Origin of the sequence: Roseovarius halotolerans (genome assembly GCF_900172255.1) — a bacterium.
GTDB classification, from domain to species: domain Bacteria; phylum Pseudomonadota; class Alphaproteobacteria; order Rhodobacterales; family Rhodobacteraceae; genus Roseovarius; species Roseovarius halotolerans.
In genome coordinates this window covers 63308-82647 of sequence record NZ_FWFU01000001.1, presented here as the reverse complement: position 1 = coordinate 82647, position 19340 = coordinate 63308, and the positions used below count along the sequence as shown (strand labels likewise).

Below are 19340 nucleotides of genomic sequence, written 5' to 3'. Positions count from 1 at the left end.
CGCTATTTCTCAGCCAAGAAGGCGATGGAGTTTGAGAGTTGAACCATCAAGAATGTCGGCAAAGAAAGGGCTGCGCGGTCTTTTCTGCTTAACTGCTTACGATCTGGCTTGGAAATTGCGTTTACAGAGAAGCCACCGACAGTTCCTGCGTAGATCGGGAAGCGCGCATCAGGAAAGAAAAAGAGCTTCTTGGGATTATTGAAGCCGACTTCTTTCAGCAGCCTTTCCAGGCCGCGCCAAGAATGTAGATAGCCCGCCGGATGACCTAAATCACGGCTGCCCCTGACCCGTTTATGAAGCCAGTTCGGCAGGGCATTTCCAAAGCGTATACCAGAGTGCTCGTCGACGCTTCCCGTTACGTATTTGAGAGCGAAACGGTTTTTCGTCGATACAAAGAAACGGCCCCCGGGTTTGAGCACCCGATAAATCTCTTTTATGAATCCGCGATGAAACTCATGCGGGTTGTCGTCAGCCCTTCCTGCACACCATTCCAGAACATAATTTAACAGCACAACGTCAAATGTGTCGTCGTCGTAAGGAAGAACTCCACTCGCACCTCCTGCCGAAATATCCACATTCTTCAAACCATCTTGATCGCACCAGAGACGCGCAAACTTTGCTTGCGACTCGACTACTTCCATCGAGGATACAGCCTTGCAAAGAGGCGCAATAAGCCGCGTGTGCTGCCCCATGCTCCCGCCGATTTCAAGCACGTGATCGGATGGCGTCAAATCTACTAGGTCGATATATTTGGCTCGCTTGGTTTCGGTCAGGTAGCTAACGTTGTGATCGTTCTTTGAAAGGCTTTGAATGCACCCTATGTCTTTGGCATCGCTTATGAGTTTTTGGAGCTGCTGGACAGTCTGTTGATCCTCAGTGTCACTGGTATCCGACAAAATCGTTATGCCATCATTACTAATCGCTTGCGGATAAACTTCGCTCATCAGTAAAGTCCTCTTTCAATGAGAGGGACAATACCACTACTTTTGGGCAGCGCAACAAACTGTGTCACCGCATCCGGTGACGCAGATATGTCTGTTTCATTGTTTGGTCAAAACTGTGCCGTGTTATTGAATTCTTGCTGATAACGGAAAGATTGAACATTCCGAGCCGGAGTCCGAAAAGGGATTTGTTTGATTATGAAACCTAGAAAAGTGTTCTGCCTTGGTTTTCAGAAGACCGGGACGTCATCCGTCGGTTTGGCGCTCAAGAAACTTGGTTACTCGGTTGCGAGCTACTACCCCTTTCGTGACCTTGCCAGCAAAGACACGTTGACATGGGATGAGGTTACGGATCGGGCGCTTTCAATCGCTGAATCCTATGACGCTGCGAAAGATACTCCCTGGCCGCTGCTCTACCGTGAACTCGATGCTGCCTTTCCCAATGCGCGCTTCATCTTGATCACGCGCAATCGTGACGCGTGGATCAACAGCGCCGTTAAGGATTTTGCACACCACCCGAACGCGATCCACAACCTGATCTATGACTGCCCCTATCCAGTTGGACACGAGGATACTTGGCTGGCGCGCTATGATCGTCACAACGCCGAGGTAAAGGCCTATTTCGCCAACCGCCCAGACGACTTCATCTCGCTCGACATGAACCAAGGGGAAGTGAACTGGGACAATCTTTGCAGATTTCTGGATGAGCCGGATCCTGGAATCGCCTGGCCACATGCCAACACGCACAGGACCAAGCGGCTGAAAATGAAATACTACAAGATGAAGAGGTGGCTCGGTCTTGAGGGGTGAGATCCGGCCTCTGTTCGCTGCCCGCCATGCGCGCATTGCCCGAGCGCCTTGTTTTTATTCATCAAACCGCCCGTAAGACGAACCTCACGCGCCTGCGGGGGAGCGTCCCGCGCGGGCAACGAATGCAGATGACTGTGCCGTTCGGAAACTCAGGCACGCAGACATTCATCGCCGGCTTGATGGCTGAGACGCTAATCGCGCTTTGAGTGATCAAATGGATGCTGTTTGTCTGAAAACGCCATCCTCGCTGGATTTGTTAAACGCCCACTGCGCAGACGCTTGATTGTCGTGGCCTTGTTCCCAAACGCCTCTCGAAAAGCAAAGGGGAACTGATCGGGGTCGAAACGCTGTGCGGCCAGTGCCGATACGGCCTCTTCCATCTCGACGGCATTCACTCCTGACTCCCCTCAATCCGGCGCGACACATGATGCTCACATTGCCAATCCCTGCAACCGGGCGATGCGCCAGGGAAACCGAAGTTGGGCCTCGAGACGTATTGCATCGAGCAATCATGATGAACCTGCGCTGAATTGGGCCTCGTCCCGACAATTTGAACTGGGCGGCGTAAGATGCCCGACCTATCGCCCAACGAAGCGCAAAAGGTGTATAATAAGGTGGATAACGAATAAGCTAGGTTCTGATTTTTCGTTAAATATCAAGAATTCATTGACGTTCAAATGGTGCCCGGGGGCGGAATCGAACCGGGCTGGGATAGGCGCTAAAAGCCCTTATTTTATTGGGTTTTCGGGATATGGGTGTGATTGAGTGTGTAGCAAAGTGTGTAGCAAAGAGTGGAGTCTGGGTTTGTGTGAGTTGGGTGCGGGGAATAGGTACTCTGTATAGCAACGGAGAATGACATGATCACCCTTTCACAGCAATTGGACGCAATCGCCGACTTGGCGAAGCATGATCCTGATATCGACCGCATCTGCGTCGTTCCTGGCGGCATTGAGATCGAAATGTCCAGAGATCTCGGCGAATGGCAAGGGCTGGAGATTAGCTTTCGTATATCGTGGATCGATCTCCAGACGTTCGGCGTCGATGTGCTTACGATGATCGAATACGAGCGTGGAAAGCTCGATGACAGCCAGAAGCTCTATCAGGAAGGAACCGAGATCCCGGACGGGCTTCCTCAGGTCGCGTATTGGGATTGATCCCGCGTTTTGAACCGCCGATCGCGGGGCGTATCTGTTATCCATCGGCATTGACACACCAGACGGCGGGCCGATCGCCAGGGAGAAAGACCATGCGAAGGCTGCAGCCATACTACAATCCGAGCACCCAAAGGGTGTATGAAAAGAGCCCGTTCGCAGAGGCTCTTCGGGAGACTTTCGGCGTCACCAATCTCCGCCCTTATCAACGAGAGGGTGTCGACGCTTCCTGTAAAGCGATCCGAAAATATGTTTGGAGGATCTGGTGATGACTGACAAACCCACCCCCGAGCAGATCAAAGCCTTTCTTGATGACTTGGCGCGTCTGTCGTTCAAGCACGGTATCGAGATGAGACAGGAATATATGAGCTATGACGATCCAGCATACGTTCTACGCCCCCTCGATACCGCTCTTCTTGGATACAGAGCGGAATTCTATGATGATGAGTTCGTATTCCACGACAATCACGGAGATCTGCACGACTCTGGGGAAATAGACAGCATCGACCTCACCCAGCTCTCCGCCCACGAGCGGCTGGAGATCATGGGCGCCGAGTCGCCCGATCTCGCCCGGATGCTGCGGGATGCGTTCATGGCTGGCGCCGAGGCTGCCGACGCGGAATGGTCTCGCAAGATCGGCCCCCAGTTCGGAGACGAGGCCGCCGAATACGACGCGAAGACCATGGGAGGGCAGTCGTGATGCGCGCCTGGCTTACAGAATGTCGCCGCTGCTTCCGCAGCCCTGCCTTCTGGGAAGGTTTCCGCGATGGCTTCACATGCTGGATGAGGCTGTTCGATATTCCACCGCGTCCGCCTAAGCCGAAGAATCCTGATGCCTAATGAATTGATCCCTTACCGCGCCGATGCTACGTCTCTTGCTACACAAGAGGGAATCTGGATGGCGGGGCTGGCGAAACGCGGAGAAACTTGGCACCTGCGGATGCGGGTGCCGAGGCGATACGATCCGCTATGGGTCGGAATGAAAAAGCCACCGAAAGAGATACATCGTTCGCTGAAGACCGGCGACAAAAAAGAAGCCATGGCCCGCCTGGCAGCGGTCGAGGCGCAAATTCTTGCAGAACTCGACGCGCGACTGGCCGGAGTCGACTTGCCGGGATCCAGGTCGCACTATGAAGCGATCGCGCGACTCACGACTGCACGCGGTTTCGGATACCGGACCGCTGGCGAGCTGGCCGACGGCGACCTTGGCGATGTTCTGAGGCGAGTGGAAAAGGTACAGGAGGTCGAGAAAGAAAAGGCTCGCGGCAAAGACCGGAAGGATGTCAAACCAGCTCACATGACGGAGACCGCCTTGGCCCTTCTCGGCGGCGTCGACCGCCCGCGTGAGACGCTTCTCGAAATTGCAGAGCGAATGGAAGAAATCTCCCCGCTGGATGTGCGCGACAAGAACCAGAAACAGCGCCGTGTCTGGCGAGACAGATGGCTACGGCCGGCAAAAAAGGTCAAGGAACTGCTCGGTCGAGATCCGGTGCTGGATGAGATCTCCCGTGCAGATGCGATCGATTTTCGTGACGCACTTCAAGATCGGATTCTCGATGGGGACATGAAGGGGTCAAGCGCGCAGAAAGACCTTCAGAATCTGAACAGGATGTGGAAGCTCTATCACGCGAGCCTGGGTTATGATGTTGCAGAGATCCCGCCGAGCCCGTTCCGCGGCCTGGGCGAGGGTATGAGCAAGCTGGACGATGAGGGACGCAAGGATGAAGTGCCGATCGATGCTGTCGAGAATATCGTCCATCCTGGAGCGATGGATGATCTGCATCCGGAGCTTCGCGACATCACACTAATCCTGATCGAAACAGGATGCCGGCAATCTGAAGTCACAGACCTTCCGCCGCATCACATTCATCTCGATGATCCGATTCCGCATATCGAGATCCGACGCGCGACAGGCGAGTTCGCGCGCGAGCTGAAGAACAAGCACAGCACCAGAAACGTCCCACTGGTCGGCGTCGCCCTGGGAGCGATGCGCAGGCACCCGGAAGGCTTCCCGAAGTATCGCGGCACAGGCACATATTCTGGTGAAGCAAACAGGTCCCTCCGCGCTGCCGGCCTTCTGCCAGACGGCGTGACTATCGGGGGATTGCGGCATTCATTCGAGACCCGCTTGAAAAATACCGGTGTCGATAGCGATGATCGCGCAGAGTTGATGGGGCATTCGGTGAAACGAGCCCGCGGTCGAGAGTGGTATGGGGATTCTATGCCGCTTGAAAAGCGCTTGGAATATCACCAGAAAATCGAAATCCAGCCGGTCAAGCAGTTGCCCGCGCCCGACTGATCCGTCTTGCCCGTTCAATAGCGCTCTCCTGGGCGGCCACTGCTTCAAGCTCTTTTTCAAGACGATTGAATAGCGGAAGATATGCGGCGCCGTCCGGGCGGTCGGCCACCATACTTGCGACGAATTCATGTGCGGCGGCGAGGCGGGATATGTCTGTGCGTTCGTGTTTCATGCGCGGAAAATTGGCGGGTTTTTCTGAGACAAAGCAGAAAGTGAGAATAAGGTTGACTGGGTGTTTTTATGCGTATGCATGGCGGGCGTTTTCGCGATCTTGAGCTGCCTGGGCGCGGCGGGTGCGGAGCTTCTGCGCGTAGTCTCCTTCGCCGTACTTTTCGAGAACATGATCGTATGGGATCTGGCGAATGCAGAATGACCCGTCTTTCACGTCTTCGAGCATGACAAGGCCCGACCATTCATGTTCACCGGTGCGATGCGGGGGCTTGAATGATCCGGCGCACAGAGCAGAGATTGTCCCGCCGCCGAGAACTGGCTTTTGGTCGAAGCCGAAGGAGTGCGTGTGTCCGAAGACGCAGGAGCGATGCGTCTTATTGAGGATCGTGTTCACTTGGGCAGGCCGCCGCGAGACTCCGGTCGTGAAGTAATGCGAGAAAAGAACGCCGAGGATATCGACGGGCTTCAAGAACGGATGCCAGATCCAGCCGGCCTCTTCACTTTCGCATTGAAGGAAGTCGTGGCCGAGGAGATCGGTTTCGGGATACCGGCGCCAGCGCTCCTCGTGATTGCCCTCGAGGTCGATCCAGACGGGCTCGTGGATGCGCTCTTTATGCCGGCCGCGGCGATGACGCTCATTCGCGTGGCGCGTGGGGCCGGCGATCCGATTAAGAATTTCAGTCCGAAAAAGGGCCTCTTTTCTGACCGCCTTGCCGTCGAACGCGGCGGCGGCTTTCATCTTGTAGGGTGAGAGTGGGTCGAAGTCGGCGAGGTCGCCGAGAGAAACAACGATGTCCGGTTTTTCGTCTCGGATCAATTTTCCGGCGGCGTCGAATCTGTCAAGGTCGGAGAATGACTCCGTCGATCGCCCATGCGCATCAGGGATTACAAGGATGCGCTTTCCGAATTTGAGGTCCATCGCCGGCCCCTTTTTCTGCTTCATTTCCCGAGACATAGGGAAAATTTCCTGCATCCAAAAATTACTCGCAATTTTCTGGAATCGGTCCGTTGAGATTCGCGCAGATTTCGTCATGCACGGCATCGACAGCAGACCACGCGAAAGCTCCAACCGCGCCGTATGTGATAGTCAGCGCGGCGGCGGTCGCGAGGAATGCTTGAAAGCTACTCATTGCAGCGCCTCTCCGTTTTCACGCGCGGCATTGAAGCATTCTTCCCATCCTGTCAGGGCCTCGGCACGGGACCGGGCAAGATCTCGGAATGTGGATCCTTCGAGGAGTCGGGCGCGCTCTTCGGGATTTGGGCATGTCGCGACCTGCACAGGGAGCCGGTCCAGGATCGGTTCGGGCTGCGCGCAGCCGGCCAGGGCCAGGGCGGATATGATGACCAGGGCGCGCATCAGTCGAGCAACCCCGCCGGCAATTCTGTTTCAAGACACTCACCCTTGGCGGCCTCGACGGCAGCCAGGCGGTCGGCCAGGCGGCGGCGGGCGGCGTCGCGTGCGGCGGCCAGGCGTTCGGCGCGCTCGACTGCCGAGGTCACGGCGTCTTCAGCACGGGTGCGTGCTGCGCGTTCAATTTCGAGATCTTCATGAGCCTCTTCAAGCGCGCCCTGGGCGCGATCGAGACGCTCAGACTGAAGCCAAAAGGCGCCCGCGATGAGCGCGACGAGGCCGCCCAGGGCGATCCATTTTCCGAGTCCAAGTGTGCGGAGGAATGCGATCATGTCAGATACCCCGCAAGCAGATACAAGCCGCCGACGATCGCTGCGACAAACCATGCGCGCCCTTCTTTCCGCGCGCGTTCTTTGACAACATCACGAGTCGTCATCGTACGACTCCTCGATCGGTGTCTTGATCTGATGTTGAATTTGTCCGCGGCGCAGCTTCACCGCATCCATGATCAGACCAGAAATAGAGATTCCGGACATCCCGCAGACGAAAGACGCAAATCCAACTGCGTCGTTTCCTGGGCTGATCGCGCCGATAACCGGTTCAAGGATGGGTGCGACGATCGGTCCGAGGTAGATCGCGGTAATGCATCCGACAATGATCGACGCGATGCCCTCGCGCGGATTCTGCTTATTCGTCACCCACGCAACGATACCGCCGGCAATACCGGCGACGGCAGCGCGCCCGGCGTTGTCGGGTAGAAATGATGCGAGATCTTGCTTCATGCAACGCTCTCCCGCGCCGCTTCATAGAGCGCCCGGGCAAGCTCATCTTTGCGCTTGTCTGCGAGAATGCAGTCCCTGGGGTTGCTTCCAAAATACGGCTCGATGAGCGCTGCCGGCGCGTCACCAGTCCAGAGGGATCTCCAACCCCGGCCGCCGCCACGATTCCGGATTTTCACGCCTGCATCATCGAGCCCCATGACTCTGACTTGGGCAGCTTGCAGCCGCTCACAGAGCGCGAGGCTCCCGGCGGTTCCACTCGAAAGTGTGCATGTGTATGATGCCGATGCATCGGCTGCGGCATTGAAGTGAAGTTCGATCGTGACATCCGCGCCCCAAGCATCTGCCCGGGCATAGACATCCTGGATCTGTTTCGTGTAGCCCATGTTGGTCTGGCGATAGAAAATGCGGACCTCGGAATACGGGTCATCTTCCGCATATGCGCGAATCCGGGAAGCCAGGTCGCTGTTCCACTGAAATTCTGTCTTGCCGTCGGTGACGCGCACGGCACCCTGGCCGCGTTTGTTATGTCCGACGATGATGGCGATTTTGCGCACTTTCGGGCCTCAATTCCTTTCTTGGAATATCGGTCCCGCAGCGCCTCGCCGTTCGTCACTTCACTTCTTGAATGTCATGTATCGCTTCTTTCAGCGGAATTGAGATTTTCCACGAATCTGAAGAAGCATCGAAATGGAAGAGATCTCTCGAAATGGGCACCCAACCCATCAAGTCTCCGCTGTCGAGAGCAAGCACACGACGGTCGCCGGCGGTGTCTCCGGCCGTTGCGCTGCGCGGCATTTGTGAATGACTTTCCGGAGAGTCCCATTCCCGGGCTTTTACAAGACCGGGTCCGTCCGCGAGTGAATACCAGACCTGCCTTTTTGCTCCCCAAGACAGACTCGTATCCGGCGCAGCTTCTCGAAGAAGAGACAATGTCGCATCGGTTTCGACGTTGTAAATCTCGCCGTTCTGCAGAACGGCGATCGGACTCGGATTTGCGAGAACCTGCGCGACGCCAGGCTTTTCGACAACGCTAAAAGAAAGTCCTGCATTCGCCGAAATGCCGATTTTCTGCGTGTCTGCGATCACAACATTTCCTGCATGCACGGCCATAAAAAGCGGCTTGAAAGGAATCGGCGCTATGTAATCCGACACACCGTTCTTTACGACATGGATGCTTGATGCTGTCGCGACGAAATGCTGACGGTTAATGAGATCTCTCGCAACGACAGAAACGGTCTCATCTCTGCTTGAATAAACACCGGCAGAAACATTGTCGAAATACACGACTGACTCAGACCCATCGCCCGACAGTCGCACAACCAGATCCTCAAAATTGCCTTCGAGGTTTGCAGAGACAGATCGTCGCGCCCAGTCGTTCGTGCCCCAAGTCGTAGACGTAATCGTTTCTCTGGATGGGCCGCTTTCATTGAAGAATTCAGCGAGAACGGGCGAAGAAGAAAAATCGACAGCAGACAGAAGAAGGTCAAGCTCAAGCGTCACGCGACCGTTTTTCAAAACGACCCCGCAGTCATTGTTTTCTGAGTTTGCACCGACAATCGCAAAAGTGCCGACATTCGCAAATGCATCGGATCCGTCCATTTTTCGCAGCTCGACAAAATCCTCTGCATCGAAAGTCACCGTCTCATGCGCGTCAATATCTCTCAAAACGAGGATCCAAGGACGATCGTAAAGATCACCGTTTTGATATTTCAATGCGACGGTTTTTTGACCGCCGTTACCGTTTTGACCGATGCCGTCCATGCCACCGGACTCGACTTCGAGATCGAGAGACGATCCATCTTGTGCCGTCGCGTATCCGGAAATGATGCTGCCGCTCCAATCCGCCTCAGAGTTGAGAGACGGCAGCACTGAAGCGCGGAGAAACTCGATTCTCGCGAGTCCGCTTTCAGCGAGCACATCCGCGGATACTTGAATCGTATTGCTCTCTGATGGCACTGACACAGACTGCTCGACAGAGAATGCGCTGTCTGCGGATTCCTGATCAGAAGCGAGATAGTACGTGCCGCCGCGCTGCGCCGGCGATACTGTGTCGAGCACAAGCGGATCGGATCCTTCTGTGACATTCCATCCCGTCAAATCGCCGGATTCAAAATCGCCGTTTTCGAGTGTGATCTCCGAGAAATATTCAGTCGGAAATGCAAGCTCTGTGAAATTGATGAGATTGCTTGAGAATAGCGCCTTTCCGCTGACTGTTGAGACAAGAGTTCCTTGCCCCTTCAGAGTCGAGAAATTGTATGGTGAATCTGGACTGGAGAGCCGTCTCCATGTGTGGCCGCCGTCATTCGTTCTTGAGATTGCACCGCTGTGAAGTGCCAGGATCTCGCCATCCGTAGCTGGCGGTTGAACGGGCGTGAGAGGGTCGCCGGTGACTGGATCTGTGTAGCTGTGATCCGGCGTCTCTGACGGATCCGTGCCTTCATCGCCGGGATCTTCTGGAGTCTGGTCCGGCGCATTCGGGTCTTCGTCGGGATTGAGGGGGTCGGACGACTCAACGCCAGCCGCCACAACATTTGCCCACCATTCACCGGTGCGCTCGAAATAGACCAGCTCGAACAAATCCGCCGTTCCTGCGGGCCGCGGATTTTCCGGCGGCCCAGGCATCTCGGAAAGCGTCGCCGGATCGCCGGAAAGTTCATATCCGACGCGTCCCCATTTCACATTCGAGGGCCACGTCACCGTGCTGTCGCTGGCCGAGAATACCAGGGCTGTCACGCGCCATGCTCGATGTCGGTATGTGCCGTCGCTCAAGCGCTGGATTTCGGGCGGCGCAGGGGGCTTTTCCAAAACGATGTCGAGTGTGCCGTCAGCGCGCAGGGTATAGACGCTGTATTCGCCTGTCTGGATCGTGCCAGCATCCGAATATCGGGCGGTTTCAGAACGTGTCCGAAGCTCCAGGAGATGGTGCATTGCCTGATCGAGACTTTTGTGCCCGCGCTTGTCTTCACCCGCCGGACCCGCCGCGCGGATCATGGATCCGGCCTCACGATCTCCTGCAGGCTCGGGACGAAATCCATCCAGGGGCTTGAGTCCCTGGCTGGCGATGCGGCGTTCATAGCTCATACGGTGGCCTGATCTGGTATTGCGATGGTGCCGGACGGCGTGACGGTGATCTCATGTTCGAGCTCAACAGCCGGCGCCGGCGTCGTTTTGATGTCGATGCTTGTCTCTGGAATATCGGTCCCGGCGTCGAATGCCGCTTGCTGCTCCGGGCCTTTGTTTTTGATCTGGACGCTTGCCCTGGCACCAGTTGATGGCGCGCCGCTGGTGTCGATGTCCAGTGACGCATCGTCTGTGCCGCCATTTCCAGGACACGCCGCGATCGTGCCGCGAATTGTGAATCTGTTTTCACCAGACCATTCCAGCGTGTATTCGACCAGACGGCCCGTGATCGTGCCACCCGGGATCTTCGGATGCGCGAGCGTGACCTGGCAGTCTTCCGTGACGCTGTGCGGGTCAGGCATGCGTGCCTCAAAACTCACGCGCACGCAGCGGGAGGCAATCCTGGCGCGGGCCCGGACACGCTCCAGCGCGTGATCCAGGGCCGCCTGTCCGCGGGCCGTAGAGAAGAAAGAAAATGTGCGCCTGGAGTCGATTGAGGCTGCGTCGCCGATCAGAACCCAGTCAGCGGGTGTTCTCTCCTGGAGGGATGTATGATCTCGCCGCGAACGATAAAGACTGCCTCCATCGACAACCTCATCGCCCTCTTCGTAGTCTGTGCCCGGATTCCAGGCCGGCGCATCGCTTCGGGAGATGTCGTTGAGAGTGATATCCTCGATCTCTTCCTCATCGAGAGTCGCGCCATCCTGAAGTCCGGCAGGAAGCTTGAAAGATGCGGTCTGAACTCTGGAAACCTCGCCGGAGTATGTGAAGGCGAGAGAAGCTGTCATGGGCGCGATTTCTGCGATCCTGCGGAACTCGCCGGCGTCGATCCACGCGGGGTCGAGTTCATCCGAGGAAACGGCTTCGATGCGCTCGACCTGCTCACGCTGCGGGCGGTCGAAGGCATCGAGTTCCTCGGCGATGCTGGACTCGGAAACCCGGAAACCTGTGCCGATGACCTGGCCGAGGGTGGGCCAGGCGGAAATCAGGCCCTCGGGTGTCATGGTAGAGAGGTCACGCGTCCAGGACGGATCAGAAATCGTCTGCTTGATGAGCTGACGCCAGGCGACGGTGAGATTGACGCCGTAGGACTTCGCGACGGGCTCGACATCATATCTGATGCTGTCGGTAAGCGGCTTCAGTTCCAGCGTGGTCGCGCCGGAAAGTGCATCGACCGCCGCCACGCCACCACCTGTGCGGCTGTATGCGAGCGTGCGGGGATATCCAGCCAGAACCTCGGCGGGGTCATCCTCTGCCCCGATCGGCACGAAAAGGGAGTCGTAGAATGGGGCCACCTTCAGGCTTTCGGTGAGGCTTGCGATCTGTCCGTCGATATCATCTTCCCTGGCAATGGCTTCGAGCGTAACGGTATCGCCCACGGCGCCGCGGGGCACATATGAGAAACGGCCAGAAAAGACCAGGCCGTCGGCGTCTGAAAGGAATACCCGGGCATCAATCAGGCTGGAAAGCGGCGTGCGAGGATTGCTGACTTCAAGAGACACCTGAGCCAGGCGATTGTCTCGATGCGACATGGTTAGCTGCAACACATCAAGATCGAACCGAGCGTGGGTGACCGGATCGAATGTATCTGTGTCTGGGACGACAGCGACGTAAAGGGTCATTCAGCGGCTCCTGCGAAAGCGTTTGTCCAGTTGTCTGTCGTGGCCGTGCCGATGCCATCGACGCGGGCCGCGAGGTCTTCCAAGGATGCAAATAGTCCCGCGATATCGCGTTCTGAAATGATGGCATGCGCAACCGTTGGACCGACTCCATCAAGCTCATCGAGCGCGATGGCGTCGGCCAAGTTGATATCGAGATGCCATGCCGTCTCACCCTCCGGAATCGCCCAGCCCTGGCCGGCGGGTGCAGGCGGTGGTGACCAGGTTCCGCCGGCATTTAGCGTGTAATCGGGAGCCGGCGCGGGTGAGGCGAAGATGTCGAGATCTGCGTCGTAGAAATCTCCGATTCCGGCGAATTTATTGCGGATATTTCCGCTGTATGACGTCTGCACCCATGTTCCGCCGAGGCCGAGGTCAGTCGCGAGGAAGTCCTGGCCGCGGTGCTCCTGGTCATCCGGAACGCTGACGACTCGAAGGACATGTGAAGTGTCAGAGAGCTCTGCAAAATTTGACATTTCAATTCTCACTCTGCTGGAATTCGATAGCGTATAGCGACGATGCCGGAGGCCCCAGCGCCGCCCTGCGGATTCGAGGTCCCGCCGCATGCGCCACCTGCGTTGCCGGTGTTCTGTGCACCGTTTTGTCCGGGGAGCGAGCCGCCTGTGGCTGGCTGGCCGGCTGCTGCACCGGGGCTGCTTGAATTTTCGCCGCCCGCAGCGCCGGCACACAAAATTCGGCTTTCTTCTCCGAAAAACCAACCCATGTCGACGCCGGTGCCGGCGTCACCGGATTTTACACCGGGTGCGCCATTTCCACCTCGACTCCCGGCACCGCCGCCGCCGCCGGTTGCTCGCTTGTCAGAGTCTCCGTCTTGACCGCCTGTACCGCCTCCATGCCCGTAATAAGGCTTTCCGAGGCCGACCGGGCCGAAAATATCTCTGACTTGACCAGCGCCGGACCCGCCGTCCGGCCATCCGTTCGCTGTCGTGACGCCGCGCCCGCCTCCGCCGCCAGGAGCTTCGATTCCGTGGAATTTCGAGGCGGAACCCTGGGACCCGTTCGAAACATTCGTCGAGCTCGAACCGCCGACAGCTGGAGCCCCGCCGGCGCCGATTTCAACAGCATGGAAGCCGACTTCAACGTCGAATTCTGCGAGAAAAAGTCCGCCTGCCCCGGGTCCGGAGCCAGGAAGGTCGCCGCCGTTGTTATGACCACCACCGCCGCCAGCGCCAGCGACAAGAGCCTGGACACGGCCGCGGGCGGACACAGTAAACAGGCCGCTCGACAGAAACTCGTGCAGACGCCATCGCAAACCCTCTTCGTCCGTATAGTCCGTGACCACCCCGCCGGTTGCTTCGACAAGATCGTCGGGGAGCGGGTTTGGATCTGTGCCGCCAGGCTCACCCGGCTCCACAATCTCCACCGCCTCATCTTCTTCACAGACCAGGGTCCAGGAGACCCGGGCCTTGCCTTCAGTCGAGCGCTTGTCCAGTGGCGCGGTGACTTTGACACCGAAAATCGGACGATACCGGACATACACCGCACCCGGCACATTGACAGTGCGGCTTTCGGGAGACGCCAGGACAGTGCCGTCTGCGGCGTGTGCGGTAATCGTCCCTGGAACGGGCTCCCTGGAGAGTGTGAGCACGCCGCCCGCTTCTGTCTTGTAATCCGGGCTGTGGATCGTCAGCTCGTCGCCTTCCCAGAGGTTATCCAGGGCCGGAGCTACCTGGTCGGATACCGAAACCGTGACTTCAAGTTGACGGAACGCGGGATCACCCAATGAAATCAGGCGGCCGTCGATCGTGCGGGCCGTCTTCGATGCCGACGGAATCGGGCGCGTCGAGATATCAGCCCATCGGTATGAACCCGGCGGAAAAGGGATTTCCAAGCCATTTCTGCGAAAGATGCGGAGTTGAGTCTGAAAGCTCATCGGTTATTCCTCGGTGCGCCAGTGGGCGATGTGCGTCCGCGAAGGCGTTGGTCGCGCTCAAGTGAGATTGCGACGTCTTCAGATGCAGTCATCGGGTAAGTTTGACCGTCGAGATTGATGTTGATCGGGCGCCCGCCCGCGGCTGCCTCGATTTGACGTGTGAGCGGGACGTTTCGAGCGCTATCTGCAGCATCTCCGCCAACTTTCGGTACAAGAAAACCGAACGGCGTCATTGAAGCGAGACGATTAATAGGGCCGCGTTCAGACATGCGGTCAGAAATTTTTTCGACAAGCTTAAGAAGCAATTCAGCAGCCGGAATCAAGACATCCGTGAAGACTTTTCCAACTGTCTTAGCGCCCTCAACGAGTTCAAGAATCCACTTGTTTTGAACGTCCCCGCCTCTTCCCTCCAGAATTGCGACAAGGTCTTCGACCACCGACAGGAGTCCGTCAGAAATAACTTTTGCAAATCCGACCATTTTGTCGCGATTTTCGTCGATGAATTTTCCAATTCCATCGAAGGATTTGGCAAAAGCATCGAAAAACGGCGCACTTGCTTCAAGACGAAGGCCACGAAAGCGCTGGTTCAAGTCATCCAGTCGGTCGTTGAAGCGCTCAGCAGCCTCGCCAACATCGTCAGTAACGACGATACCGAAGCGCCTTGCGGACTCCTCGTAGTCTTCGATACCCTTTTTCCCAATAGAGATCAGGGTCGCGAGATCTGGTCCGGCTTTTGCGCCGAGAATTTCCGCTGCAGATGCCGTCGCAAGGCCGCGATCCTCCATAACGCGCAGAGCCTCAATCACATCCGTAAAAACCTCGATCGTTCTACGGCTTTCTCCGCCAGCATCGCGCACCGCAACGCCCAGTTTCTCGAACTGATCGGGCTTCTTGCGCATATTCACGTCGATGTTCTTGAGGGAACGCAGCAGAACCTCGAAACCCACACCTGACTGCTCAGCCGCGAATGTCAGGCCGGAAAGCTCTTCCGTGGCAACATTCGACCGCCGGGATGCTTTCCTGAGTTGGTCTGCGAAGTCTGCGCTATTGGAGATGCTGGCAAATGCGGCCGCCCCGGCACCTGCTGCCAGCCCAGCTCCGATAAGTGCACCGCGGGATCCGACGCGCAGGACATCCGATGCCGAAATGTTGATGCCCTTGAGCATCTTCTTCACACGTCCTGTGACGCCCTTAAATGTGTCTTCCGTCGAGCGCCCAATCGACTTGTTGATGCGCTCGATTTTTGTCTCCATGGTCTTCTGTGCCCGCGCGATTTCCTCGGCAGACGCGACCCCGGAGTTTTTTACAGTCTCGAATTGATCCCGAAGCCTGGCGATCTGCTTGTTCGCGACGCTCTCGGACTTTACACCAAGGCTCCGCAGGGCCTTTTCTGACTCCTTGCTGGCCTCCTCGGACGCAGGACCGACCTTCTCGACCTCGCCCGAAAGCTTCCTGGCACCCTTTATCGCCCCGGCAACATCCGACACGAAGGCTACAACAAGGGGCTTTTTTCTGGCCATTTCGTCAGTCCATTTTGGAAAAATCTATTGTCGGGATTTCGTCTTCTTGCGTGTCGGTATCCGGATCAAAGCTTTCGATGAAGCGATCGAAGCTTTCATTCGTGGCATGAGAAGCGCGGGCGATGTGTGCCTGCATACGCCACTGTCTCAACTGATCCGCCTGGCCTTCTTCATAAAACGCCAGGCACTGATGCAACGTCATGGCGTAGGGATTGTGGTTTCGACGAATGAGTCCGTCGAATATTGTCAGCCAGGCTCCGACGACTCCCCGGCTTCGTCCAGGGTCTCCGCCGCCGTCTCCAGCCAATCGGCCACGACGGCCAGGAGCTTTCCCCGCAACACCTCAGGGACGCCGTTCTCGAACAGGGCCGTCAGGATATCGACTTGCTCTTCGAGACTGAAATGCGCGGTGCGCACAGTGTCGACGTCTTCGCCGGTGGCGATCGTCAAGAGCTTCTCCAAGATCTCCGGACCAGATTCTGATACCGCTGCGAGCAAGCTGGAAATTCGGGAATCAGCGGCACTTTCGAGCGCGTCACCGAATGCCTGGGACTTGGACAGGAGCCAGCACAGGTCGGCACCGGTCGGTGCGAATACGTCGAGAAGCTGATCTCGCCATGGAATTGTCGCGACCGGAACGCTCGATGGCGCGATTTTTACTGCTTCAGAAAGCTTCATCCGTTCTTGACCTCCTGGAGGATCCCGAAGCGCTTACCCTTCGGCTTGCTGTCGTCCTGGATGACATCGAACGAGACGGGAACGGTTGCCTTTTCGGATCCGCTCGCGTGAAGCGTCAGCGCGCCATCTGGGTAGATGCGGATTTTCGCGGTATACTTGTAACGCTTTTCGCCACGCGGCTGGCGTTGGATTACCATCAAGCGACCCTCAATGCCCTCGGCGGCAGAGAATGCGTTCATCACCGATTGGTTGTCGCCGGATGCGATCGCTGCACACTCATAGACGACATCGAAGGTGGGCTGCGCGGTCAGGAAGGTCAGGATGCCGGCCTCGGCATCGAGCTCATAGTCCGTGCCTTCGACCAGAGGGTCGGTGCCGTCCGTGATCGAGGTGATCGAGATATCGAGACGATCCAGGTCGTAGGTGGACCCAACTCCAGCTGCACCGGAAAGCGTCAGGCCGGCCTCGGCGGATTGTGTCAGCTCGCCGCGCTGCGCCATCATTGCATATGCTACATTCCGCGCGGCGGTCTCGCGCAGAACCATCGAACCCGTCGCTTTCTGCGAAGTCACATCTGTATCGCCGACAACCTCGATGCCGGACTCCGAAACGGTGATGTCTTCGCGAGTCACATCGTGGTTCACATTGATGCTCTCTGTCGATCCCAGCGTGATGTATTCGCTGGCTCCGGTGAGCTCGAAGAAGCCCTCACCGGAAAAATTCCTGATGTTCTTGATGTCCTTGAGACTCATGCCGATACTCCCAGTTCGTTAGTGGGAATATCGGTCCTCCAGGTCAGTCCCGTTCGATCAAACCTACCGTATCAGCAAGTTTGTCGTAGCGGGAACGTCGCCGATTTCGGCTTGGAGCAGCGGCTGGAGCGCCTGTCGAGCCGGGACGAAAGCTTGGGCATATCCGAAAGAGTGCCAGTCAATGTCATCCCTGGCGCCGAGACTATCCTGATGTAGTCGATCGCGCTTGTCTTGGACGATTTCAACTCTTTCCCTAAGACTGAGAACGTCTGCGGGGTCATATTCAGCAACCAGTGCATCCGTCCAGCGCGCTCTTGAGACCCTTGGACCAGCGCTGCCATCGTCTCCTATGTTATGCAGATGATGCGCAGATCCGATCCCCTCGCAAACAGAATAAACCCCGACGCAAAATTCGAAGATCAGAGACTGGAAGTAGGGCTCATACAAGACCTCGCGGCCCGCCAGCCTCTCTCCGTGCGGGATAATCAGTCCGGCCTTCATCTCAAGTCCGGCGAGTATGTGCTTCAGGTTTGACTCAATCCTTCGTCTGACCTGTAAATCAAGACTGCCTGGAATGCTCGCTGAAACCCAAGGCACCCAATCGTTTGAGGCGGATACGTAATCAAAGGATCTGTGTCGCGCCGGGTCGAACTCAGACAAGTAGAAGTGATCTGGCAAAACAGTACCTCATGGCGCTATTGACTCCGATCACCCCACCATAATCAGTCCCGTTCGATCTCGCACTCGATTTCAACAGAGAAGCCAGCGATGCCGGGGCGACCGTCGATCTCTTCTTTCTTCTTCACCAGGCCAGGACGGGATCCACCGCGCACCAGGGCGAGAATATTGCTCTCTCGAATGGCAGAGCGCAGGGTCGACCAGTGCCCAGAGAGCGTCGAACGGATAGTGAGAGGATCATCGGCGCGCACCCAAACCTCGACCACTGGCGCAATCCGCCAAGTCACATCCCAGGCTTCGCGCGGCATGCCCTCTTCGTCGATCAGCTCTTCATCTTGCGTGTGAACGATCACCAGAGGCAGCTCGTCTTCATCGAAGTCATAAGGCTTGTCGGTCTCGACCGGCAGACCGAGGCTCTGCGCAATCGAAACGACTTCATCGACCACGGCATCTGCTGCATCAACCATTGGAAATTTCCTCTTCAATCTGATCCAGGTAATCGTCGAAGTGATCCTCGGCGATGTCGGAAAGGCGCTTGGATTTTGAGACCGCGCGGCGCTTGACGCGCTTTTTCAGTATTGCGATCGGTCGGGCATCGTCGCCTTCGCCGGTGTAAATAAGGGGTGCGCCATCACTGCCAGGAGCGATAAAAGAGCCCTCCTGGCCCCGGGTCCCGGAATCGAAGTCGATCCTGAGCATGCCGCCGTTTTTGGCCTTAATCTCGGCGCCGTATTCACGAACTCGGGCGTCGGGGCCTGAGTCTTTCATGATCAGGCTGCCGGTCTTGCGGGCGACTTTAGGCTTGATCTGCTTCTTGCGGACACGATCAACGCCGCCCAGTGCGCGCTTGGCCTTTGTCGCAATCTTTCGTCCGACTTTTCGGCCGGCACGCTTGCGCGCATTGAGCAAGTCGCGCTCATAGTCTTTCACGAAGATGTTCGGATCCCACCCCTTCAAACTCATACCAGCACCTTCACCATTCCCAGGCCGTCGTTCATCACCCTGGCGGCGCGCCTGGCCTCGCCGTCGACAACAACCACAGATCCTGGCTTCGCGCCTGTAGCATCTGTGGCGCGGATGGCGACCATGATCCTGGATACGACCACACGGCTGCCGTCATCGCCGATCTCTTCGACCTCCACGGACGGGTTCACATGCGCGGGGATCTCGACCCCATCGAGCGTCACCGTTGCATCAAGCGGGATTTCCTGGCTCGCGTCATAGACCGGCATGGCGACGCCGTTCAGGCGCACCAGGGCGAGGTCTGACAGGCCAGGCACGCCGCTATTCATCACCCGGTCGATGCGGTATTCCGTGCCATCCGTCAGCGTCAGGCGGCCACCGCGGCGCACCAAGGCGTTTTTCAGGATGACGCCTGAGCAATCCGACGCGATGAGCTGGTCACGCCGGCTGGTACGAAATGCCTTGTCGGATTCCTGGATTGCGACGCGCAGATCGGCCGTATCCACGCCCCGCGAGTATGTCGCGGAAACGGGGCACATGGCGTCGAGAAAGTCTTCAGCGATGGTCATCCA

24 protein-coding genes are annotated in these 19340 nt (G+C 57.3%); 4 read left to right on the top strand and 20 right to left on the bottom strand.

Features of this window, described 5'->3' with window-relative positions:
- Positions 1-2: 2 nt before the first annotated feature.
- A complete protein-coding gene (locus ROH8110_RS00465) occupies positions 3-944 on the bottom strand; it encodes a class I SAM-dependent methyltransferase (RefSeq protein WP_085815842.1) in 942 nt (313 codons plus the stop codon).
- Between the two features lie 195 nt (positions 945-1139).
- Here ROH8110_RS00465 and ROH8110_RS00460 point away from each other — a divergent pair, with 195 nt between their 5' ends.
- Entirely contained in the window at positions 1140-1751 is a 612-nt protein-coding gene (locus tag ROH8110_RS00460) for a sulfotransferase family protein (RefSeq protein WP_139837366.1), read from the top strand.
- Positions 1752-1942: 191 nt separating this feature from the next.
- Here the strand turns inward: ROH8110_RS00460 and ROH8110_RS18800 are convergent, their stop codons facing one another.
- Entirely contained in the window at positions 1943-2146 is a 204-nt protein-coding gene (locus ROH8110_RS18800; RefSeq protein ID WP_211330755.1) for a hypothetical protein, read from the bottom strand.
- Positions 2147-2608: 462 nt separating this feature from the next.
- On the opposite strand from ROH8110_RS18800, the gene ROH8110_RS00450 reads away from it, so the two are divergent.
- The 3 genes from ROH8110_RS00450 (at position 2609) to ROH8110_RS00440 (ending at position 5201) form a co-directional block, all read left to right on the top strand.
- Positions 2609-2905 (top strand): hypothetical protein, encoded by a 297-nt coding sequence (locus ROH8110_RS00450; protein ID WP_085815839.1) that lies wholly within the window; start codon positions 2609-2611, stop codon positions 2903-2905.
- Positions 2906-3170: 265 nt separating this feature from the next.
- Complete coding sequence (locus tag ROH8110_RS00445) at positions 3171-3602, top strand: hypothetical protein (protein ID WP_121143641.1); 432 nt, start codon at positions 3171-3173, stop codon at positions 3600-3602.
- Between the two features lie 132 nt (positions 3603-3734).
- Positions 3735-5201, top strand: a complete 1467-nt coding sequence (locus tag ROH8110_RS00440; RefSeq protein WP_085815837.1) for a site-specific integrase — start codon at positions 3735-3737, stop codon at positions 5199-5201.
- Here ROH8110_RS00440 and ROH8110_RS18400 read toward each other — a convergent pair.
- The 18 genes from ROH8110_RS18400 to ROH8110_RS00345 form a co-directional block, all read right to left on the bottom strand.
- Positions 5176-5373: a hypothetical protein gene (locus ROH8110_RS18400; protein WP_139837365.1), complete on the bottom strand. Its 198-nt coding sequence runs from the start codon at positions 5371-5373 to the stop codon at positions 5176-5178. The genes ROH8110_RS00440 and ROH8110_RS18400 overlap by 26 nt on opposite strands.
- 66 nt (positions 5374-5439) lie before the next feature.
- Positions 5440-6345, bottom strand: a complete 906-nt coding sequence (locus ROH8110_RS00435; RefSeq protein ID WP_170156465.1) for a metallophosphoesterase — start codon at positions 6343-6345, stop codon at positions 5440-5442.
- Between the two features lie 153 nt (positions 6346-6498).
- On the bottom strand, positions 6499-6729 hold the full coding sequence (locus tag ROH8110_RS00430; protein ID WP_085815835.1) for a hypothetical protein: 231 nt from the start codon (positions 6727-6729) through the stop codon (positions 6499-6501).
- Positions 6729-7055, bottom strand: coding sequence for a hypothetical protein (locus ROH8110_RS00425; protein ID WP_085815834.1), 327 nt, complete (start codon positions 7053-7055; stop codon positions 6729-6731). Before ROH8110_RS00425 ends, ROH8110_RS00430 begins: the two co-directional genes overlap by 1 nt.
- 90 nt (positions 7056-7145) lie before the next feature.
- Positions 7146-7505, bottom strand: a complete 360-nt coding sequence (locus ROH8110_RS00420; RefSeq protein WP_085815833.1) for a hypothetical protein — start codon at positions 7503-7505, stop codon at positions 7146-7148.
- Complete coding sequence (locus ROH8110_RS00415; protein WP_121143642.1) at positions 7502-8059, bottom strand: N-acetylmuramoyl-L-alanine amidase; 558 nt, start codon at positions 8057-8059, stop codon at positions 7502-7504. The genes ROH8110_RS00420 and ROH8110_RS00415 overlap by 4 nt, the downstream gene beginning before the upstream one ends.
- 55 nt (positions 8060-8114) lie before the next feature.
- Positions 8115-10586, bottom strand: a complete 2472-nt coding sequence (locus ROH8110_RS18395; RefSeq protein WP_139837363.1) for a carbohydrate binding domain-containing protein — start codon at positions 10584-10586, stop codon at positions 8115-8117.
- Entirely contained in the window at positions 10583-12247 is a 1665-nt protein-coding gene (locus ROH8110_RS00400) for a hypothetical protein (protein WP_085815830.1), read from the bottom strand. Before ROH8110_RS00400 ends, ROH8110_RS18395 begins: the two co-directional genes overlap by 4 nt.
- Positions 12244-12759 (bottom strand): ComEA family DNA-binding protein, encoded by a 516-nt coding sequence (locus ROH8110_RS00395; protein WP_085815829.1) that lies wholly within the window; start codon positions 12757-12759, stop codon positions 12244-12246. The genes ROH8110_RS00400 and ROH8110_RS00395 overlap by 4 nt, the downstream gene beginning before the upstream one ends.
- An 8-nt stretch (positions 12760-12767) precedes the next feature.
- The gene (locus ROH8110_RS18390) at positions 12768-14177 is read right to left on the bottom strand and encodes a glycine-rich domain-containing protein (RefSeq protein WP_139837362.1); all 1410 of its coding nucleotides are present in this window, start codon (positions 14175-14177) and stop codon (positions 12768-12770) included.
- A complete protein-coding gene (locus tag ROH8110_RS00380) occupies positions 14174-15697 on the bottom strand; it encodes a phage tail tape measure protein (RefSeq protein ID WP_085815826.1) in 1524 nt (507 codons plus the stop codon). The genes ROH8110_RS18390 and ROH8110_RS00380 overlap by 4 nt, the downstream gene beginning before the upstream one ends.
- Positions 15698-15701: 4 nt before the next feature.
- Positions 15702-15899 carry a hypothetical protein gene (locus ROH8110_RS00375; RefSeq protein WP_085815825.1) on the bottom strand — a complete coding sequence of 66 codons (198 nt, stop codon included), beginning with the start codon at positions 15897-15899 and terminating at the stop codon, positions 15702-15704.
- 44 nt (positions 15900-15943) lie between these two features.
- Positions 15944-16375 carry a hypothetical protein gene (locus ROH8110_RS00370; RefSeq protein WP_085815824.1) on the bottom strand — a complete coding sequence of 144 codons (432 nt, stop codon included), beginning with the start codon at positions 16373-16375 and terminating at the stop codon, positions 15944-15946.
- Complete coding sequence (locus tag ROH8110_RS00365; protein WP_085815823.1) at positions 16372-17127, bottom strand: phage tail tube protein; 756 nt, start codon at positions 17125-17127, stop codon at positions 16372-16374. Before ROH8110_RS00365 ends, ROH8110_RS00370 begins: the two co-directional genes overlap by 4 nt.
- 63 nt (positions 17128-17190) lie before the next feature.
- Positions 17191-17787, bottom strand: a complete 597-nt coding sequence (locus ROH8110_RS00360) for a hypothetical protein (protein WP_085815822.1) — start codon at positions 17785-17787, stop codon at positions 17191-17193.
- A gap of 62 nt (positions 17788-17849) precedes the next feature.
- Positions 17850-18272 carry a hypothetical protein gene (locus ROH8110_RS00355; RefSeq protein WP_085815821.1) on the bottom strand — a complete coding sequence of 141 codons (423 nt, stop codon included), beginning with the start codon at positions 18270-18272 and terminating at the stop codon, positions 17850-17852.
- A complete protein-coding gene (locus ROH8110_RS00350) occupies positions 18265-18735 on the bottom strand; it encodes a hypothetical protein (protein ID WP_211330757.1) in 471 nt (156 codons plus the stop codon). The genes ROH8110_RS00355 and ROH8110_RS00350 overlap by 8 nt, the downstream gene beginning before the upstream one ends.
- Positions 18736-18764: 29 nt before the next feature.
- The gene (locus tag ROH8110_RS00345; RefSeq protein ID WP_085815819.1) at positions 18765-19337 is read right to left on the bottom strand and encodes a head-tail joining protein; all 573 of its coding nucleotides are present in this window, start codon (positions 19335-19337) and stop codon (positions 18765-18767) included.
- Positions 19338-19340: the final 3 nt, after the last annotated feature.

Coding starts and splice junctions, on each gene's coding strand:
- ROH8110_RS00465 (WP_085815842.1), bottom strand. CDS start 944: ATGAGCGAAGTTTATCCGCAAGCGATTAGTAATGATGGCATAACGATT.
- ROH8110_RS00460 (WP_139837366.1), top strand. CDS start 1,140: ATGAAACCTAGAAAAGTGTTCTGCCTTGGTTTTCAGAAGACCGGGACG.
- ROH8110_RS00450 (WP_085815839.1), top strand. CDS start 2,609: ATGATCACCCTTTCACAGCAATTGGACGCAATCGCCGACTTGGCGAAG.
- ROH8110_RS00445 (WP_121143641.1), top strand. CDS start 3,171: ATGACTGACAAACCCACCCCCGAGCAGATCAAAGCCTTTCTTGATGAC.
- ROH8110_RS00440 (WP_085815837.1), top strand. CDS start 3,735: ATGCCTAATGAATTGATCCCTTACCGCGCCGATGCTACGTCTCTTGCT.
- ROH8110_RS18400 (WP_139837365.1), bottom strand. CDS start 5,373: ATGAAACACGAACGCACAGACATATCCCGCCTCGCCGCCGCACATGAA.
- ROH8110_RS00435 (WP_170156465.1), bottom strand. CDS start 6,345: ATGCAGGAAATTTTCCCTATGTCTCGGGAAATGAAGCAGAAAAAGGGG.
- ROH8110_RS00430 (WP_085815835.1), bottom strand. CDS start 6,729: ATGCGCGCCCTGGTCATCATATCCGCCCTGGCCCTGGCCGGCTGCGCG.
- ROH8110_RS00425 (WP_085815834.1), bottom strand. CDS start 7,055: ATGATCGCATTCCTCCGCACACTTGGACTCGGAAAATGGATCGCCCTG.
- ROH8110_RS00420 (WP_085815833.1), bottom strand. CDS start 7,505: ATGAAGCAAGATCTCGCATCATTTCTACCCGACAACGCCGGGCGCGCT.
- ROH8110_RS18395 (WP_139837363.1), bottom strand. CDS start 10,586: ATGAGCTATGAACGCCGCATCGCCAGCCAGGGACTCAAGCCCCTGGAT.
- ROH8110_RS00400 (WP_085815830.1), bottom strand. CDS start 12,247: ATGACCCTTTACGTCGCTGTCGTCCCAGACACAGATACATTCGATCCG.
- ROH8110_RS00395 (WP_085815829.1), bottom strand. CDS start 12,759: ATGTCAAATTTTGCAGAGCTCTCTGACACTTCACATGTCCTTCGAGTC.
- ROH8110_RS18390 (WP_139837362.1), bottom strand. CDS start 14,177: ATGAGCTTTCAGACTCAACTCCGCATCTTTCGCAGAAATGGCTTGGAA.
- ROH8110_RS00380 (WP_085815826.1), bottom strand. CDS start 15,697: ATGGCCAGAAAAAAGCCCCTTGTTGTAGCCTTCGTGTCGGATGTTGCC.
- ROH8110_RS00375 (WP_085815825.1), bottom strand. CDS start 15,899: ATGACGTTGCATCAGTGCCTGGCGTTTTATGAAGAAGGCCAGGCGGAT.
- ROH8110_RS00370 (WP_085815824.1), bottom strand. CDS start 16,375: ATGAAGCTTTCTGAAGCAGTAAAAATCGCGCCATCGAGCGTTCCGGTC.
- ROH8110_RS00365 (WP_085815823.1), bottom strand. CDS start 17,127: ATGAGTCTCAAGGACATCAAGAACATCAGGAATTTTTCCGGTGAGGGC.
- ROH8110_RS00355 (WP_085815821.1), bottom strand. CDS start 18,272: ATGGTTGATGCAGCAGATGCCGTGGTCGATGAAGTCGTTTCGATTGCG.
- ROH8110_RS00345 (WP_085815819.1), bottom strand. CDS start 19,337: ATGACCATCGCTGAAGACTTTCTCGACGCCATGTGCCCCGTTTCCGCG.